The 16,844-nt window shown below is 50.5% G+C and carries 16 protein-coding genes; 3 read left to right on the plus strand and 13 right to left on the minus strand.

All coding sequences use genetic code 11. The features are described 5' to 3' along the window. The 3 genes from H9Q13_RS02710 to H9Q13_RS02720 all read right to left on the minus strand — a co-directional run bounded on the left by H9Q13_RS02710 (nucleotide 1) and on the right by H9Q13_RS02720 (nucleotide 2,105). Nucleotides 1–597 (minus strand): hypothetical protein, encoded by a 597-nt coding sequence (locus H9Q13_RS02710; RefSeq protein ID WP_191182202.1) that lies wholly within the window; start codon nucleotides 595–597, stop codon nucleotides 1–3. Between the two features lie 65 nt (nucleotides 598–662). Then, the gene (locus H9Q13_RS02715; protein WP_191182203.1) at nucleotides 663–1,520 is read right to left on the minus strand and encodes an alpha/beta fold hydrolase; all 858 of its coding nucleotides are present in this window, start codon (nucleotides 1,518–1,520) and stop codon (nucleotides 663–665) included. A 24-nt stretch (nucleotides 1,521–1,544) separates the two neighbouring features. Continuing rightward, nucleotides 1,545–2,105 (minus strand): TetR/AcrR family transcriptional regulator, encoded by a 561-nt coding sequence (locus tag H9Q13_RS02720; protein ID WP_191182204.1) that lies wholly within the window; start codon nucleotides 2,103–2,105, stop codon nucleotides 1,545–1,547. A gap of 133 nt (nucleotides 2,106–2,238) precedes the next feature. Here H9Q13_RS02720 and H9Q13_RS02725 point away from each other — a divergent pair, with 133 nt between their 5' ends. After that, a complete protein-coding gene (locus H9Q13_RS02725; protein WP_191182205.1) occupies nucleotides 2,239–3,945 on the plus strand; it encodes a hypothetical protein in 1,707 nt (568 codons plus the stop codon). 159 nt (nucleotides 3,946–4,104) lie between these two features. Here H9Q13_RS02725 and H9Q13_RS02730 read toward each other — a convergent pair whose 3' ends face one another. Beyond that, nucleotides 4,105–5,883 (minus strand): chloride channel protein, encoded by a 1,779-nt coding sequence (locus H9Q13_RS02730; protein WP_191182206.1) that lies wholly within the window; start codon nucleotides 5,881–5,883, stop codon nucleotides 4,105–4,107. Nucleotides 5,884–6,079: 196 nt separating this feature from the next. On the opposite strand from H9Q13_RS02730, the gene H9Q13_RS02735 reads away from it, so the two are divergent. After that, nucleotides 6,080–6,886 carry a metallophosphoesterase gene (locus H9Q13_RS02735; protein ID WP_191182207.1) on the plus strand — a complete coding sequence of 269 codons (807 nt, stop codon included), beginning with the start codon at nucleotides 6,080–6,082 and terminating at the stop codon, nucleotides 6,884–6,886. Here H9Q13_RS02735 and mnhG read toward each other — a convergent pair. From mnhG to H9Q13_RS02770, 7 genes are read right to left on the minus strand one after another with little or no spacing between them, the layout of a single operon-like run. Beyond that, nucleotides 6,883–7,287, minus strand: a complete 405-nt coding sequence (gene mnhG / locus H9Q13_RS02740) for a monovalent cation/H(+) antiporter subunit G (protein WP_191182208.1) — start codon at nucleotides 7,285–7,287, stop codon at nucleotides 6,883–6,885. The two genes, H9Q13_RS02735 and mnhG, sit on opposite strands and share 4 nt — an antisense overlap. Before the next feature lies 1 nt (nucleotide 7,288). Beyond that, entirely contained in the window at nucleotides 7,289–7,558 is a 270-nt protein-coding gene (locus H9Q13_RS02745) for a monovalent cation/H+ antiporter complex subunit F (protein ID WP_191182209.1), read from the minus strand. Next, the gene (locus tag H9Q13_RS02750) at nucleotides 7,555–8,052 is read right to left on the minus strand and encodes a Na+/H+ antiporter subunit E (protein WP_191182210.1); all 498 of its coding nucleotides are present in this window, start codon (nucleotides 8,050–8,052) and stop codon (nucleotides 7,555–7,557) included. The genes H9Q13_RS02745 and H9Q13_RS02750 overlap by 4 nt, the downstream gene beginning before the upstream one ends. Before the next feature lies 1 nt (nucleotide 8,053). Beyond that, complete coding sequence (locus tag H9Q13_RS02755; RefSeq protein ID WP_191182211.1) at nucleotides 8,054–9,562, minus strand: proton-conducting transporter transmembrane domain-containing protein; 1,509 nt, start codon at nucleotides 9,560–9,562, stop codon at nucleotides 8,054–8,056. A 9-nt stretch (nucleotides 9,563–9,571) separates the two neighbouring features. Further along, nucleotides 9,572–9,934, minus strand: coding sequence for a Na+/H+ antiporter subunit C (locus H9Q13_RS02760; protein ID WP_191182212.1), 363 nt, complete (start codon nucleotides 9,932–9,934; stop codon nucleotides 9,572–9,574). A 6-nt stretch (nucleotides 9,935–9,940) separates the two neighbouring features. Next, complete coding sequence (locus tag H9Q13_RS02765) at nucleotides 9,941–10,483, minus strand: MnhB domain-containing protein (RefSeq protein ID WP_191182213.1); 543 nt, start codon at nucleotides 10,481–10,483, stop codon at nucleotides 9,941–9,943. Next, nucleotides 10,480–12,795, minus strand: coding sequence for a putative monovalent cation/H+ antiporter subunit A (locus H9Q13_RS02770; RefSeq protein WP_191182214.1), 2,316 nt, complete (start codon nucleotides 12,793–12,795; stop codon nucleotides 10,480–10,482). The genes H9Q13_RS02765 and H9Q13_RS02770 overlap by 4 nt, the downstream gene beginning before the upstream one ends. Before the next feature lie 164 nt (nucleotides 12,796–12,959). Here H9Q13_RS02770 and H9Q13_RS02775 point away from each other — a divergent pair, with 164 nt between their 5' ends. Beyond that, complete coding sequence (locus tag H9Q13_RS02775; RefSeq protein ID WP_191182215.1) at nucleotides 12,960–13,883, plus strand: universal stress protein; 924 nt, start codon at nucleotides 12,960–12,962, stop codon at nucleotides 13,881–13,883. Nucleotides 13,884–13,928: 45 nt separating this feature from the next. On the opposite strand, the gene H9Q13_RS02780 is transcribed toward H9Q13_RS02775, so the two are convergent. Together H9Q13_RS02780 and H9Q13_RS02785 are read right to left on the minus strand one after the other, a co-directional pair. Then, entirely contained in the window at nucleotides 13,929–15,272 is a 1,344-nt protein-coding gene (locus tag H9Q13_RS02780; protein ID WP_224744028.1) for a Na+/H+ antiporter NhaA, read from the minus strand. Between the two features lie 496 nt (nucleotides 15,273–15,768). Next, nucleotides 15,769–16,842 carry an alanine racemase gene (locus H9Q13_RS02785; RefSeq protein WP_191182216.1) on the minus strand — a complete coding sequence of 358 codons (1,074 nt, stop codon included), beginning with the start codon at nucleotides 16,840–16,842 and terminating at the stop codon, nucleotides 15,769–15,771. Nucleotides 16,843–16,844: the final 2 nt, after the last annotated feature.

The raw sequence follows: 16,844 nt of genomic DNA on the forward strand, positions 1-16,844 counted from the left end.
TCAGTTCTGTCTGTTCAGTTTCAGATTATTGAATTCGCCCGTTAGAACTATATCGCATTTGCGAGGCTTGATAGGGTTGATCTCGTTGGAAGCTGGGTCAAGTACGTTTTTTATGTTAACCTCGAAGCTGCCGCTGGCCAGTCCGGTGGCAGCATCATAGGTTTTTATCACTATGTTTCCTTCCATGCTGTTGCCTGTGCTGAACAAGGCAGTGCTGCCGGTTTTGTTGTAGTAGTGATAATAGGTGAGGTCCGATTTACCGGATTTACCGTTCAAAATCGACCTGATCTGGTAAGTTCCGATGTAACCGTTGGCAAAATCCGATTTCTTGATCTTGAAGACCAGGGCATCTTTGCCGGCCGGGCGAGTCGGGGCAAACATAATCTCTACCTTGTCATCGTCCGAGAGCAGGTGCATTTCAGATAAGCCCAAGGTATAAGTTATCTTCTCGTCTACAGTTGTCTCCAGGTATTTAAATTTCCTTTCCATGGTCGCCTCTACGTTCGGCACAACAGTTGACGCTGCATCTGTCTCATCGCATGAAAAAGATAAGAGTGCCAAGGCGCATAAACATATAGAAGAGATAATCTTTTTCATAGTTTTAATTTGACTTTAAAATTATGAAAAAGATTACTATTACTGTAAATTATATAGAGAAATCTTTATATAAAATTTTTAATGGCTTCTGCTACTTCGCCTCCTTTCTCTTCCTGCACAAAATGCCCCGCCTTATACCTGCGCACTGTTGCATCCGGAAAAGCCTGTTCCCACCTGTCAAGCAGGTGCAAAGGGAGTAAACTGTCTTTCTCTCCCCAAAGGATTAGTTTAGGTATAGCACTGATTCTCTCGCGCTGATTCCAAAGCTGTGCAAACCAAGGGCCGGACTCCTTCAGGTTTTTCGCGAAGTGCCATGTACCGAGTCTGTTGCGACTATTGTTGAGTGGCCGCAGATAATGCTGATGCACGTCTTTGCTAAGGTGCCGTTTCTCGTGATAGCCTTTGGGAAGTAAAAAACGAGGAGAAAATCCCAGCCGCAGGTATAGGAACCGGCCCACTATACCATTCAGAAAACCACTGATTTTCATGATCTGCTGCTCATCCTCTAACGACCACATCCAGGTATTGAGGATAACGAGGCGCTTCACGTTCTCAGGGTGATTCAGGGCATAGCTCAACCCGATCGGGCCGCCATAGTCATGCACGACTAAGGTTATGTTTTTCAGATTCAGGTGCCCGATCAGTTGTTCGAGATTTTGGGCGTGTGCTTCGGGAGTATATGAAAAGTCGGCTGGTTTGTCGGACAGTCCAAAGCCCAAATGGTCGGGGGCAATGCAGCGGTAGCTGCGACTGAGCGGTTTAATTTGTTGCCGCCAAACAAACGACCAGGTAGGCGTGCCGTGTACAAACACAATCGGGTCGCCTTGCCCTTCGTCCACGTAGTGCATTTGCCCATCTGGCAGCTGCATTGTGTGGTGCGCAAAAGGGTATAAAATTCGGTCAAGCCATTTGGGAGAGTTCATATATTTTGCCTAAAAATTCAACAATCACTTTTTGTACTTCATGATTAGTAACGTGGCCACATCATCGATCGGGTAATTCTCATGCAGCAGAAAGTGATGGGCCATGCCGTCGATGGATGCGAAAAGCAGTTTAGCCTCCAAGTCAGGGAAAGGGATTCCGGCTGCAATCAGGTTTTGTTTGATCTGACTTTCGATATAAGCTGTTTGCTCGTTCATGTCTGCCATTAGCTGCCGTACGACGGCCGACTGCATACGGATACCGTGCAGCAGTTTCCAAAAATCCTTTTTCTCCTTGAGCAGTTTCACGGTCTGCCTGATGTGCCGTTCTATACCTGAGCCAGACGATTCCCCATCCGGCTGTTGTCTGAAGGAATCGTGTATGTCTTGCACGCCACGCTTAAATATCGCCTCGAGCAATTCGTCTTTGCTTTTGAAATAATTGTAGAGCAAGCCCAGTGACATGCCTGCTTCTGAGGCGATTGTGCGTATGGAAGTGCCCTCATAGCCTTGCTCTGCAAACAGGCGCAGAGCAACTTCTGTCAGCGTATGGATACTCTGTTCTCTTTTCTCCTGAAATCTACTCATGTATATTGAATGAACGTTTGTTCAATATTAAAGTTTATTTTTTAAGGCTGCAAACTTTCGAAACTATATAAATGGAATCTGCTACAAACGCTGCAGGCTCAGTGCCGTATGAACCTTAAATTTAAATCCAACTGTGGAAATCAAATCGCTTTTTCAGAAATGGTGGGTATGGCTCCTGCTTTCCGTTTTTTCCTTGTTCCTTATCGCGGCAGTCTTCATATCCCATTTCTTCAACCCCTGGCTGCAGGAAAAGCTGGAGACTTCGGTGCATCAGCAGACCAAAGGACTGTATACATTGCGCCTGCACGGCTTGGATACATCGCTGTTCGGAGGCCGTATCTCAGTTGATAGCCTTCATATCATACCTGATTTTGATGCCTGGCAAGACAGAACAAAGGCCGGTAAATCAGACACTGCGGAACAGGAGGAAGCACCCCGCACCTTGCTGGATCTCAAGACGCGCTCCCTCGTGATTTCCGGCGTTAACTTTCTGGGTATCGTGCGTGGCAAGCCGCTCGACGTTAGTAAACTTGAGATTTTAAATCCGATCCTGGTAATCACTCAAATGCGTCAGGACACAGCCAGGCAGCAACAGTCTTTGCATGAGTCCCTGCAAGGTATAGCAAAGGATCTTCAGATTGACCGCATTGAAATAGTGGATGGCACGCTGAAAGTACGGAAGGGAAAAGATGCCAAAGAGGACATGATCGCTCTGGAAGACTTTACGATTAAGGTCAGCCAAATGCGGCTTGACAGCACTTCTTTTCTTGATGAAAGCAGAGCCTATTATGCCAGCAACATGGCATTGGAAGCAGGCAAGGCGGAATTTCTTTTACCAGACGGCACCTACCGCTTGCAGGCCTCAGGCCTTAATGCTAACACAGCGGATGGCACTTTAAATATTGGCAACTTGCAGCTAGTGCCACTGCTTAAAAACGCGGAATTGGCTCGTCGCAGAGGAATGGCCGTGTCTACCCTAAATCTGAAGGTTCCCGAGATCAATGCCAGTGGCGTAGATTATAGAGCACATTCCAGGTATAACAACCTGGCCGCAAGCCATGTGGTCATCATGAACCCCTCGTTGAGCACCTACATGGACCGAAAGCATTTTTCTCCCAAAGGAAATAAACCACTGCCGCATGACATGGTACAGGACCTGCAGACAGGACTCAATCTTCAGAAAATTGAGGTGAAAGGCATGCACATTCGCTACGAAGAACTAGCTCCGCAAGCCGTCGAAACCGGCGTAATCACTTTTAATAACCTGTATGCCACGATAACCAATATCTCTAATGATAAGAAGCGCATGTCAGCCAAAACCCCGGCAGTTATTGACGCCAAAACCAGTATTAATGGAGTTGCGCCAGTAGCCTTTAAGATTCGACTCGACCTACTGGACCCCAACGGTTATCATACTATACATGGTACAGCAGGCCCGGCCAATCCGGCTACGCTCAACCCCATCCTGGAGCCGACCACGTTCATCAGCATAAAGGAAGGCAAGCTGCAAAAGAGCGACTTTAAGATAGTGCTGCACCGTAACAAAGCGACCGGAAACCTGAACGTGCGCTACACTGACTTTAAAGTGGATGTGCTGACCAAAGACGAGGACAAACGGCAATCGTTTGGCAAGAAGGTGCTCTCGAAAATAGCCAATAAAATTGTGATCACATCTGACAACCCAAAAGAGGGAAAAGAACTGCGCCCTGGTGAGATCAATGTTGTTCGTGCCCGTAGCCGCTCCGTGCTTAATTACTGGAAAGACTGCCTGGTGAGCGGTTTTAGAAGCGCAGCAGGTATAGAAGGCATCGGTGCCAACCTGCAGGATCCAAATCGTTAATTTAAAGTCATGAGTTCTGAGTCTCGAGTTCTGAGTCTTGGGTTGAAGGGTTTATAGAGTTATAAACAGGTTAAAATTTGCCCTGGTTGTGGATTTGAGCAGTCGATTCTTCCATAGTTGTTAATCAGAACTCGAGACTCAGAACTCGCGACTCAGAACTCAATTTTCCGTTGTTTTGATCAGGAGCTTTCTGTATTTGGTGAAGATGCTGGATTTAGAAACGAAACCGAGATACTTTTCGCCTTTAAGTACCGGCAGATTCCAGGTGCCGGTCTCGTCAAATTTCTTCATGACGTCGGCCATGGTATCGGTATAGCGGACCACATCCGGTGGTTTCACCATCAGCTGGCTGGCCAATACCACATCGTATTTTTCCTGTTTGAACATAATCTCCCGCACATCTTCCAGCAGAATGATGCCTTTAAGTTTTCGCTGCTCATCTACCACCGGGTACAGGTTGCGACGGGAGTGGGCAATCACATCCACCAGTTCGCGCAAGGTGGCTTCAGGTTTTACCGGGTGAAAATCATTTTCTACCAGATGGCGAATCTGCATGATGCGCAGAACGGTTCTGTCTTTGTTGGCTGTAAGCAACTCGCCTTTCTGGGCCAGCTTCTTGGTGTCAAGCGAGAAAGGCTCGAAGTATTTTACCAATGCGTAGGCGGTGGCCGATACAATCATGAGCGGGATCATCAGGGTATAGCCACCCGATATTTCAGCGATGAGAAAAACAGCCGTGAGCGGTGCATGCATTACGCCACTCAGTATACCGGCCATACCAACCACCGTAAAGCTACTCTCCGGAATTTTGCTGAATTGCAGCATGTTGACTAATCGCGAAAAAAAGAAACCAACGTGCGCCCCCACAAACATGGATGGGGCAAAGTTTCCACCGTTGCCGCCGCCCGCAATCGTGAACGTGGTGGCAGCTACTTTAACGAGTGCGAGCATACCCACAAAACCAATTACCAGCCATTCATTGGTCCCGAAAAAAGAGAGCCAGCTGTCACGCAAAAGGGACTCGGCATGGCCGCTCTCCAGCGATTTAACAGCGCCGTAGCCCTCTCCAAACAAAGGCGGGAAAAGCATGATCAGCAGGCCCAGCAATACACCGCCAATCATAGCGCGGCGGTAGGGTTGATTCTGGTAAGGCTCAAACAAGGCTTCTATGCGCCAGGCCATGCGGCTGTAGTAAACCGACATCAAACCGGTGAGAATGCCCAGCATGACGTAAAAAGGAACGTGCGAAGCGGCAAAAGTAGTGAGCTGGTCTGTAAAGAAAAGCAGTTCTTCCCGCAGAATGATCCGAGAGCACAGCGCACCTACCACGGCAGAAATGATAAGCGGAATGAAAGCCGAGATGCTGATATCGGTCAGCAGCACTTCGATGGCGAACAGCACACCGGCGATAGGGGCATTGAAGACCGCCGCTATACCTGCCGCCGCGCCGCAGGCCAGCAGCAGTGTCCTGTCGCGATAGTTCAGGTGATATTCGCGCCCAAAGTTTGATCCGATCGCAGAGCCTGTCACCACAATCGGCGACTCAAGTCCGGCCGAGCCACCAAAGCCGGCCGTAATCCCGCTTGTGAGCACGTGCGAGTACATCTTGTGCGCCTCCACCATACTCGACTTCTGCGAGATGGCGTGCAGAATACTGGCAGTGCCTCTTCCCAACTGCCCTTGGAACAGGACACGTACCAGAAAAACCACTACCAGAATGCCTACCAGTGGAAACACCACCAACCAGTAGGGCTGCTCCAGCAAGCGGTTTCCGTAGGCCAGCAACTGCTGGAGATAATGCACCAATGTTTTCAGGACGACGGCAGCCAGCCCGGCCGTAAGGCCTACAAGCACACTCGAAATTAGGATGAACTCCCGGGTAGAGGTATGCCGGCGCAACCACAGTAAGGGTATTTTGGTTTTTTTTAAATTAAGCATTGAGGGACTATACGCTCTTGGCAGCGAGAGTTTTTAGAAGTTTAAAATTAAGGACTTAAATGGCGACGCTCAAGCAAAAGCAGTTATAATTGTACAGAAACTTTAACAAAAAATATCTGCCCAAATCTAACCCGGTGCAATTTTTTAAGTTATTATTAAGACAGAGGCAATACAAACCTACCTGATCAGAACGAAAATGACACACGAACCAGATAAAAGCGGTAACCTGATTCTAAAGGAGCTACATGGCCATTTCCATATTATTGGAGATGTGCATGGGTGCTTTGACGAACTGCTGGCGCTGTTGCTTAAACTGGGCTACCAGGTGGACGACGACACCCTAAACGGCAGGTATAACGTGTTGCCGCCAAAGGGATGCATGGCGGTGTTTGTCGGTGATTTAGTGGATCGGGGCCCAAATTCGCCGGAGGTGCTGCGCCTGGTGATGGACATGGTAGAGCAGGATGTGGCGCTTTGCGTAAGCGGAAATCACGACGACAAGCTGTACCGCAAGCTACTGGGGCGCAACGTACAGGTCAGGCACGGGCTCGAGCTAACAGTTGCCCAATTGGAAAACTACGACAAAGCATTTCATGATCGGGTAAGAGAGTTCCTTGCCCATTTGCCACACCACATTATTCTGGACGACGGACGGCTGGTGGTGGCTCATGCTGGGTTGGAAGAGCGTCTGCACGGTAGGCATAGTAAATCGGTGCGCGACCTCTGCCTGTATGGCCCCACCACCGGCGAGCTTGATGCAAGGGGCTTACCCGTTCGCCTGGACTGGGCCGCTGACTATTCCGGTATGGCCGTAGTAGTATACGGACATACGCCGGTCTATGAGCCCCGCTGGAAAAACAACACGATCAATATTGATACCGGCTGCGTCTTTGGAGGCAAACTTACTTCGCTCACCTACCCAGACCACCTACTCACCACCATCGAGGCTTTCGATACCTATGCGGAGTCTGTCCGGCCATTCCTGCACAAATCGCACCACTAGGGCTTCTGTTCTTTCTCTTCCTTTTGATGATTTCGCGTCATGTGGTCTTTTCGGAGGTAGCCCTTGAATTCATCCAGGTTGGTTTTAGGCCAAAAAGGAATTTTATTCCGCACGGCTGTCCTTCCGATCACATGCGCGGCCACCGGGGAGGTGATGAACGTAAAACTGATAATCAGGGCTACCTTCAGGAACATATCCGGCTCATTGAAGTAAATTCCCATACCTGTCAGAATAAGGCCCAGGCCCAGCGTAGCCCCTTTGGTAATGGCTGACATGCGGATGTAAAAGTCCGGGAAACGCAGCAGCCCGATGGTGGCGATAAGCATGAACATAACGCCGATGATGATGAACACGGAGCTGATAATCTCTCTGATTAGCAGGAAATTGACGTTCTCTAGCATATCAACGGGTAGATTTCATGAGGTAATAAGCAAAGGATATAGAGCCCAGAAAGCCGAACAGTGACAGAATGATGGCCACATCGATAAAATCCACGTTGCCGGTGAGCTCGGTATAGATGGCAACGATGCCGATCACGTTGGCCACAAACAAATCAAAGGCCGTGATGCGGTCAGGCAGGGTAGGGCCAATGGCAAAGCGGATGGCCGTCATCACCAGGCAGATACTTAGCGCTGCCATGGCAAAAATCAAGGTGAAAGAGAAGATGCTCATGCTGTCAGTTCCATTAAACGTCGTTCAAAACCTTGCTTCAGGCTTTGCTTGAGCTGTTCTGCATCGTTGTGTTTCAGGTATAGCGAGTGCACGTAAAGTATTTTCTTGTCGCTACTGACGTCTATGCTCAGCGTGCCTGGTGTGAGTGTAATGATGCCGGCCAAAACCGTTATCTCGAAATCGGTTGTCACGGATAGCGGCAAGGCCACCACTGTGGGCTGCAGCCGGTAGTGTGGTGTCAGGATATCGTAGGCTACTTTCAGGTTGGCCACCACCAGTTCTTTCAGAAAATACGCGACAAAGGCAATCGCTTTGGGCAGCTTCCGGAAATACGACTTATGGTACAAGGGCGTGGTCAGCCAGAGCACGACCATGATAGCCGACCAGACGACAACTGCCCAGATGGCATTGTAGGGGAAGATCGGGTCGCCATATTTAAAATAAACATAGCTACTGATCAGGGCAATGAGCAAATGGACGAAAAATGTTTTCATGTTATCTTTTCAATACGGCGTTGATGTACAATTCGCTGTTGAGGAGTTGCTCTGCCGCCAGTTGCGCCATCGTGATCACGGGTTCGGCATATAAGCCGATAAATAAGATGAAGACGACCAGGAAAATAACCGGCACATGCAAAAACCTGTTCACCCGCTGATCCGCTTCCGACATAACATCCAGCATCGGATCTGTGTCCGGTTTCCTTTTCCAGAAAACCTCGTTCCAGATTTTGGTCATCGAGAAAATCGTGATCAGACTCACAGCCAGGGAGGTAAAGACAATGGCAAAACTGTCAATCTCAAAACCGGCCTTGGCCAGCATGAATTTCCCCCAGAAACCCGAGAACGGCGGTATACCTGCCAGTGAGAAGGCAGAAATGAAAAACAGCAATGACAACACCGGGTGCTGCAGGTATACGCTGCCTAGTTTTTTCAGCGCAAAGGAACCACGCCGGTGCGCCACCACCCCGCTTATCAGAAAAAGGTTTGTTTTCACCAGGATGTTGTGGATGATGAAATAGATGCTGCCGGCCAGCGCCAGCGGCGTAAACAAGGCCAGCCCCATGAGCATGTACCCGATCTGGCTCACAATATGGAAGGAGAGGATTTTCCGGAAATCATTCTGGGATGCTGCGCCCAATACGCCGATCACCATCGTGAAGCCTGCCAGGACGGTGAAAAGCGGAATCGTCAGCTCCTGGTCCAGTACAAAAACGAGCGTAAACAGGCGAATGAGCGCGTACATACCTACCTTGGTGAGCAAGCCGGCGATAAAAGCAGATACGGCAATGGGAGGGGTATGATAGGAGGCAGGTAGCCAGAAAAACATAGGGAAAATGGCCGACTTGATGCCGAATGCGATCAGGAAAAACATTCCTGCCATGGTGATCAGGGCTGGATGCGCCACAGGGGTCCGTACCAGAACGGCCAGCTCGGCCAGGTTAAGCGTTCCCACAATGCCATAGACCACGCCTATACCTGTCAACAGAAAACCGGAGGCCAGAAAGTTAATGGTGACATACTTGATGGCGCCCTCCAACTGCGGTTTGCTTCCTCCCAGGGCAATCAGCACAAAACTGCAGATCAACAAAACCTCAAACCAAACAAACAGATTGAAAAGGTCACCTGTGAGACAGGCACCGGCCACTCCCATTTGCAAAATCAGTAGTACCGGGTAGTAGCCGAAGGTTTGCCGAGCTTTGTCGAGCCCCTTGATCGAAAAAAGGTAGATCGCCATGCCCACAACCGCACTCACCAGTACCATCAGGGAACTGAACAAGTCTGCCACCAGCGTAATGCCAAAGGGTGCCGGCCAGCTGCCCAGCTGCGTCGTGATAATGCCCGTTTGGTTGACATAGAGTAACAGCATGAAGTTAGAGGCCAGCAACCCCATCTGAACGGCAACGCCAATGTACTGCTGCACGCGGACCAATCTCCAGAAAAATAAGCATAATATGGCCCCATATAGCGGAATAAGCAAGGGCAACAAGAGTAGCAGGTGGTTCATGGGGGCGCTTTATTCTTTTTCCTCTATCTGATCGGTGGTGTTCATGTCATCCAGGTCGTTGGTTCCGAACGATTGGTATACCCGTTTGATGAGCACGATGGAGAAGGCCTGGATGCCAAAACCGATGACAATGGCCGTGAGGAGCAGGGCTTGCGGCACAGGATCTGCAAAAGGCTCGACTGCCATATCTTCAGTTTTGGGTATGATGGCTGAACCGCCCCGGGTCAGTCGCCCGATCACGAAAAGAAACAGGTTAGTGGCCAGACCGAACAGAATAAGCCCGAGTATCAGCTTGAAAAAATGGCGGTGAAGGATCAGGTATAGACTTGATGTAAACAGAATACCTATCAGAAAAGGGAGTATAACTTCCATGTGGGTTTATTCTTCAGACATGACAAAGGTTATTTTGAGCACTACCCCGATTACCAGCAGGTATACCCCGATATCGAACAGGATAGGGGTTCCCGGCTTACCCAAGATGGGGATGTAAAAGTCCGCCCAGAAGGCATGCATATAAGGATGGCCGAACATCAGCCCCACCACCCCACTCGAAGCTGCCAGCAGTAAACCGGTCGCAATGATGTAGATCGGCTCCAGGCGAATCATTTTTTCGTTCAGATTTGGCTGTCGTGCCTTCCTTCTGCGGCGCCACACATTGACGCGCATCATGCGCATGAGGTAGAGCGATCGGCTTTGGTTAGGCTGCCGGGGGTACCCATACAGGTTCACTTTCAGGAAGGTATCCACGGTTTGCTGAGGGCCGTGCGTCATGGTATGGAACACAAAGGCAATCGCGCCGATCAGGCCCCCGATAAATCCGCCCCCCGGGTGATTGTGCCCCCTGAAAAGGGTATAGAGCGAAAAGACAATAAACACAGGTATAAGCAACTTGATGGCAACGGATAGTATAAGCGTTTTCATGGTTTCCCTCCTTTCTGCATGCGTAGTTTGAGCATGGCCACAATGCCGACGGCCGCTACAGCCAGTACCACAATTTCACCCAAGGTATCGAGCGCCCTGAAATCCACCAGAATCACATTCACAATGTTTCGGCCTTGCCCCAGCAAATAGCTGTTCTCTCCGTAATACGCCTTCAGGGGCGAATCGAGGGGATATTGTTTCACCAGCAGGATAATATAGGTCATGGCTGCTCCAAAGGCTATCGAAACCAGTACATATTTGTAGCGTTCCCGGGCGTGCGTCAGGTATTGGAAGGCGGGCAGTTTGTGCAGAATGAGCACGAAGATAACCACGGTCAGTGTCTCGATAAGCAGTTGGGTGGCCGCCACGTCCGGAGCTCCGAAGAGGATATAGAACAAGGCGATGGAGTATCCGATTATACCCATGATGGCAATAGAGGTGAGGCGCGAGCGCGACTGGAAAAGGAAAATGAGCGCCGGTATCACCAACAGGATAAGCACCAGTTCATACAGGCGTATATCGCTCAACTGCTCTAGCCTGTAACTCATTTCCAATGCAGGACCATCCTTCCAGAGCGAGAGCGCCAGAAGCAGAATATGGGTAATAACAATCGTGACGATGTAGTTGCGCAGATAACCGTTCTGTATGGTGGCTGTGATCTTGGTGGCTCCTGTTATAAGCCCTTTCACGGCATGTTGGTACAGCTTGTCCGGTCCAAACAGGTATAGCCGCTCAAAGCGGTTGGCGTGACTTTGCAGGCTGCCCGAGAAGCGGTAAACGACATAGCCCAGCGCGATGGTGAGCAGGCTAAGCCCGAGTACCAGGTTAAATCCATGCCAGAGGGCCAGCTCGAACACTTGTTCTTCTCCCAGCATAGCCTGGGCGGCCCTCCGCAGGATAGGCGTAGCCAACAGACCAGGCAACAGACCAAATAACAAACCGACCAGCGATAGCACAACAGGGGGCAGGTATAGTAAAGCCTTATCCGGATGCTGCAGCGGGGTGCTCAACTGGCTGCGACCCCAGAAAATTCTGAAGCCGATCAGCAAAGCGACAGCCACAAATACCATCCCCGAAAAAAAACTGACGGCGAAGAGCATCCAGCGCAAGGGACTTTCTTCCAACACGGCTTCATAAACGAGCTCTTTGCCAATAAACCCGAAAAAGGGAAGCACCCCCGCCATGGAAAAACCGGCCAGCAGGGCAGCTATCGCAGTAGGGCGTATAGAGCGGGCCAATCCGTATAGTTGTTTGATGTCACGGGTGCCGGTGGCATGGTCTACGTTGCCAGCCACCAGAAAAAGGGTGCCTTTGTAGAGGGCATGCGCCAGCAGAAATACGAGCATGGCCTCTAGGGCAGGAGCGGTGCCGATGCCGGTCATGGTGACCAGCAGGCCGAGTGCGCTGATGGTGGTATAGGCCAGTATGGCTTTGAGGTCAGAGTGCTGCAGGGCAAGCCAGGCTCCCAATAAGGTTGTAATGCCTCCCACGATCATCAGCGTGTACTGCCAGACTTCTGTTCCGCCCATGACGGGGGTGAGCCTGGCCAGCAGGTATACGCCGGCTTTCACCATGGTCGCCGAGTGCAGGTAGGCACTCACAGGCGTGGGCGCTGCCATGGCATTGGGCAACCAGAAGTGAAACGGAAACTGCGCCGATTTGGTAAATGCCCCCAATAGCACCAGCACCAGTGCCGGTAGGTATAGCGCATGCGATGTAACCATATCGCCACGGGTCAGCAGCTCACTTAAGGTATAGGTCTCGCCGGCCATCCCTACCAGGATCAGGCCGGCCATGAGCGCGAGTCCGCCAAGTCCTGTGACCAGCAAAGCCTGCAAGGCCGAGTTGCGGGAGCTCTCCTGCTCATGCCCAAACCCGATCAGCAGATAAGAACTGATACTGGTGAGCTCCCAGAATATAAACAGCGAGATAAGGTTGCCCGACAGCACTAGACCCAGCATGGCTGTCATGAAAAGGGTCAGGTACAGGTAAAAACGTCCCAGCAGGGAGTTGCCCTTTAAGTAACCGCCGGCGTATACCATAATCAGGGTGCCGAAGCCGGTAATGAGCAGTGCAAACAGCAGACTAAGCCCGTCGAGGTAGAAGTGCAGGTTGATACCGAGCGAGGGTGCCCACTTTTGTACTTCTCCCAGCGGGCTGCCAGCCAGCACGGCAGGCGCAAGCGAGAGCAGGTACAGGAAAATGCAAAAGGGCAGTAGCGCCATCGGTACATAGACCCATCTGCCCAGCCATCGGTATAGGAAAGGCGCAGCAAAAGCGAATAAAAGGCCTGCGAGTATGGCTAAAAACATCAAAAATGCTTCGTTTGTAAATGTATCCCTGGTTTTTTCGTAGCTAATTACATTAAGTACCTTTCTGCGCATTTTATGTTACGTCAGGACTATATTAGAGTGGAGGCAGACCAGGGTTTGCCCCAGCGAAAGGCTTACGATAATCTATATAAACCAACATCATCATGAACACGCTGAAACGTATTATGGTGGGGCTCGATCTGTCTGAAATGGACGATACCCTGATCCGCTACACGGCCTTCCTCTGCTCCATTTCCGAAATAGAGAAAGTGTACTTCATACACGCCGAAAAAAGCCTTGAAATACCTACTGAGGTGCTGGAGGACATGCCAAATGTTATACCTGCCGATGAAAGGCTGAAGGTGGCCCTGGAGGATAAGGTAAGACAATACTTCGGCCCTGATCACCGGACCCAGATGGCGGTGCAGGTGGTAGAGGGAACGCCCCTGAAGGAGTTGCTGCACTGGTCTAAAATCAAGCAGATAGACATGGTGCTGGTAGGCCGCAAACTGCGCCTGCGTGGCAGCGGAGTCCTCGCCCACAAAATTTTGCGAACCGGCCGAATGAGCGTGCTTTTCGTGCCGGAAAACGCCCATCCGGTTCTCAACCACATTGTGGTGAGTGTCGACTTTTCGGAGTACTCTCTGATGGCCCTGGACCGCATCCTGCACTCTGCGCTCACCAGGCCGGAAGTACAGATTACCTGCCTGCACATCTACCAGGTACCGACCGGCTATATTACGCTGGGTATGCGCTACGAGGACTTTGATGAGCGTATGCAAGGCTTCGCCCGCGATAAATTTGAACAGGTAGTGGCCCGTTTCCCGGAACTGGGCGACCGCGCCAATCTGAAGTTGGTGAAGCAGGGGAACGACGACGATATGGGCGAACTGATTGTAGTAGAAGCGAAGCGGGAGCAGGCCGACATGCTGGTGATCGGAGCCAAAGGGAAATCGGCCGCGGCACTATTCGTGCTGGGCAGCGTGACAGAGAAAATCCTGCGCCATAACAATGACATCCCTATGATCGTGTACAAGAAGTCGAATGAAGCGATTGGCTTTTTGGATGCCCTGCTAAGCGAAGATTAACGGAGTTAGGTATACCTAAACAATAACGGCTGACATGGTAATTTGTCAGCCGTTATTGTTTAGATGCTCTTTAGTTTTTCCGGTTAAGGAGAGCAGCAGAACACCCGTTAGTCCGGCCACTGCTGAAGCCAGGTATATACTGATCTTCACTAAAACCCATTGCCCTTCGTCAACCACAAGCATCTGGCCCACGAAAAGCGACATCATGAAACCCATACCTGTTAGCAGCGCTGCACCCGTGATTTGTGTCCAACTGAGGTTGAGTGGTTTAGGAGCAAACCTAACTAAAGTGGAGAGCCAGGAGAAAAGCAGCATGCCAATCGGCTTGCCCACTACGAGCGCCAGGAAAATTCCGATTGACTGGGTGCCAAGCAAGTCCCGCCACTCAAAGTTGTTGTAGGCGAAAGGTGCCTGCGCAAGCGCAAACAATGGCAGTGCGAGATAGCCCGCCCAAGGCAACAGACGGTGCTGCAATTTGCGAAGCGGAGAGAGGGCTTTGTTGCAGTTGGCTTGCAGGGTATGCACGGCTGCCTGGTAGTCTTCCTCCATTTCTTCACCGGGTTCTGGCTTCTTGACCATGTGCAGGGCATGCAGTTGCCCCATGACTGTATCTGCAGTAGCTATAAACTCCGCTTCGGGTACCCGCGAATGCACCGGTATCACCATGGCAAACAATACCCCGGCTATCGTTCCATTTATTCCGGCGAGCAGAAAAGCGCCCAGCATAACCAAGCCCAACAGCAGGTAGAACCACATGCTGCGGCTGCGAAGGGCCCGCAATACGATCAGAAAACCGAATATACCGGTGGCGACGGAGAGCATCAGCAGGTTGCCGATAACACTGACTAATACAATGCTAAGCAGCAAGGCGACGATAGTTTGTAAGATGGCCACGGAGGAAAGAAACACACGAAGCGAAAGGGACAGGTTGCCAGCCAGCGTGACCAGGGCCAATATGGCAGCCACATCGGTTGCCATCGGTATGATCCACCCAAGCTGCGTATCGCCCGGGTTCAGGTATAGGTATAGTCCAGCGGGTACCACCATCCCTCCAAGGGCGGCTGCTACCGGGAAAGCCGCATCCCGGAAAGTGGCCAGCTCCCCAACCCGAAACATGCGTTTCAGCTCTAGCCCGAGCACAAAGAAAAACACCGCCATCAGGACTTGGTTGATCCAGAAAAACAAAGGTTTGGAGATCGCCAAGCCGCCTAAAGCGATGGTAAGCGGTGTATTCCAGGTATGGACGTAGGTTGCTCCCCAAGGGGTGTTGAGCCAGGTAAGGGCCAGCAGCATCACCACTAGGGTGAGGGTGCCACTACGAACCTGCACCTGCTCAAAACCCTGGAAGGAGTAAACGATAGTGCGGAGTAAAGAAGGTTTTGCTGCCAAAGAAAAAACAGATAATAGCGATATATCGATTTATCCTTTAGACGTGCCGGCAGCTTAAAAGTTTGGACAGATACTTTACAGTTTAGATATTAGATTTTAGACATTAGATGCTAGATGTTAGATATTAGACGTAAGACACAAGAAGCAAGAATTTGAAAGGGATAGGATATTACTGACGATCATGTTATGTTCTGGTGAGGGAAGCATGCCCGTGACTTTGAATAAAGCCGAGTCTGTGACGCGACAGGCTTGCAGAGTCCAACAAAGCAGTTCTCCGGTATTAGCATTCCACAATAGGAGCACAGTATAACTGGCCCTGCGGCCCAATCGAGTCACAGACTCGATATTGTTCTAAGACACGAATCCGGAGATTCGCGCCAGGAACAAATAAAAAGGCTTGAAAAAACTTATGTATCGTCAGTTAAAAAGTCCTGTGTCCTAAGTCTTACGTCCTGTATCTAAAATCTAACATCTAATATCTAACATCTAGCATCTTTTACTCCACAATCTCCTTGGCAATATACCTGGAGTTCATGATGCTGAGCGCTCCCATATACCTCAGGTTGAAGCGCAGCACATCGCCCACTTTGTAATTCAGCTCATTCTCACCGAGTTCTACCACCAGCATATCGGAGCTGGCCCCGATCACATGCAGGCTTTCGTCTTTTGATATCAGGTATTTTGGGTTGATGTCGAGCAGGCCTACATCCAGAATGGCGCGGTGCGAGGTCTTGCCGTAGAGGCTCTCATCAATCTCGAAGCTTTCGCCGCTCGGGTTTTCGGCCAGCATACCGGTCGGGATCATGGGCTTTTCGTTCAGCTCAATAATCTCCGCCGACAACTCAAACACATCATCGTGCATGCCTTCAAAAGTCTCGCCGGTGAAAAGGTTTAAGCCGAAGAACAAGGCCTCGCCAATCCGGAAGTGGTTGATGCCCTTGGGCATCTGGTGGTTGAAAAGCAGCGGGATAGTCACGGAGGTGCCACCTGATACCCACGGAATTTCGATGTTGAATTTCGCGTCGATGATCTGCTTGTAAAGACTCAACTGGATGAGTTTGTCCTGAGTGGGCATCACGCCGTGCAAACAATTAAAATTAGCGCCCAGCCCGATCACCGATATGCCCGGCAGTTTGAATACCTGCTCATAGAAATCCACCAGGTCTTCGCCCATCACGCCCTCACGCAGGTCACCCATTTCGATCATGATGATGATCTTGTGCAGCCTGTTTTGCCGAACGGCCTCTTCCGACAAAAGCCGGATGATATCGAGCTCTGTCTGAAAGCTTACATCGGCGTATTTGATAATATCCGGTATACTCTGTTTTGGTGCAGGCTTTATGTAGACCGTCTGCACGTCAGGCGCCATGTTCTTGATCGCGATCAGGTTGGTGACCCGGGAGTCATGGATTTCTTTGACGCCGAGGTCCAGCACTTCTTTCAGGAAGGTCTCTTCGCCGCAAAGCAATTTGGTTACGATGCCCCAGTCGATCCCTTTCTCGCGGAACACCTGGTCGAGGTGGTTGTAGTTGTGTCTGAGTTTTTTGCGGCACAGTTTTAATACTGCCATAC

Origin of the sequence: Pontibacter aquaedesilientis (assembly GCF_014773225.1) — a bacterium.
Classification (GTDB): domain Bacteria; phylum Bacteroidota; class Bacteroidia; order Cytophagales; family Hymenobacteraceae; genus Pontibacter; species Pontibacter aquaedesilientis.

Excerpts from the sequence above, each read along its gene's own strand:
- H9Q13_RS02710 (WP_191182202.1), bottom strand. The coding sequence starts at position 597 with ATGAAAAAGATTATCTCTTCTATATGTTTATGCGCCTTGGCACTCTTA.
- H9Q13_RS02715 (WP_191182203.1), bottom strand. The coding sequence starts at position 1,520 with ATGAACTCTCCCAAATGGCTTGACCGAATTTTATACCCTTTTGCGCAC.
- H9Q13_RS02720 (WP_191182204.1), bottom strand. The coding sequence starts at position 2,105 with ATGAGTAGATTTCAGGAGAAAAGAGAACAGAGTATCCATACGCTGACA.
- H9Q13_RS02730 (WP_191182206.1), bottom strand. The coding sequence starts at position 5,883 with ATGCTTAATTTAAAAAAAACCAAAATACCCTTACTGTGGTTGCGCCGG.
- H9Q13_RS02735 (WP_191182207.1), top strand. The coding sequence starts at position 6,080 with ATGACACACGAACCAGATAAAAGCGGTAACCTGATTCTAAAGGAGCTA.
- mnhG (WP_191182208.1), bottom strand. The coding sequence starts at position 7,287 with ATGCTAGAGAACGTCAATTTCCTGCTAATCAGAGAGATTATCAGCTCC.
- H9Q13_RS02745 (WP_191182209.1), bottom strand. The coding sequence starts at position 7,558 with ATGAGCATCTTCTCTTTCACCTTGATTTTTGCCATGGCAGCGCTAAGT.
- H9Q13_RS02750 (WP_191182210.1), bottom strand. The coding sequence starts at position 8,052 with ATGAAAACATTTTTCGTCCATTTGCTCATTGCCCTGATCAGTAGCTAT.
- H9Q13_RS02755 (WP_191182211.1), bottom strand. The coding sequence starts at position 9,562 with ATGAACCACCTGCTACTCTTGTTGCCCTTGCTTATTCCGCTATATGGG.
- H9Q13_RS02760 (WP_191182212.1), bottom strand. The coding sequence starts at position 9,934 with ATGGAAGTTATACTCCCTTTTCTGATAGGTATTCTGTTTACATCAAGT.
- H9Q13_RS02765 (WP_191182213.1), bottom strand. The coding sequence starts at position 10,483 with ATGAAAACGCTTATACTATCCGTTGCCATCAAGTTGCTTATACCTGTG.
- H9Q13_RS02770 (WP_191182214.1), bottom strand. The coding sequence starts at position 12,795 with ATGTTTTTAGCCATACTCGCAGGCCTTTTATTCGCTTTTGCTGCGCCT.
- H9Q13_RS02775 (WP_191182215.1), top strand. The coding sequence starts at position 12,960 with ATGAACACGCTGAAACGTATTATGGTGGGGCTCGATCTGTCTGAAATG.
- H9Q13_RS02785 (WP_191182216.1), bottom strand. The coding sequence starts at position 16,842 with ATGGCAGTATTAAAACTGTGCCGCAAAAAACTCAGACACAACTACAAC.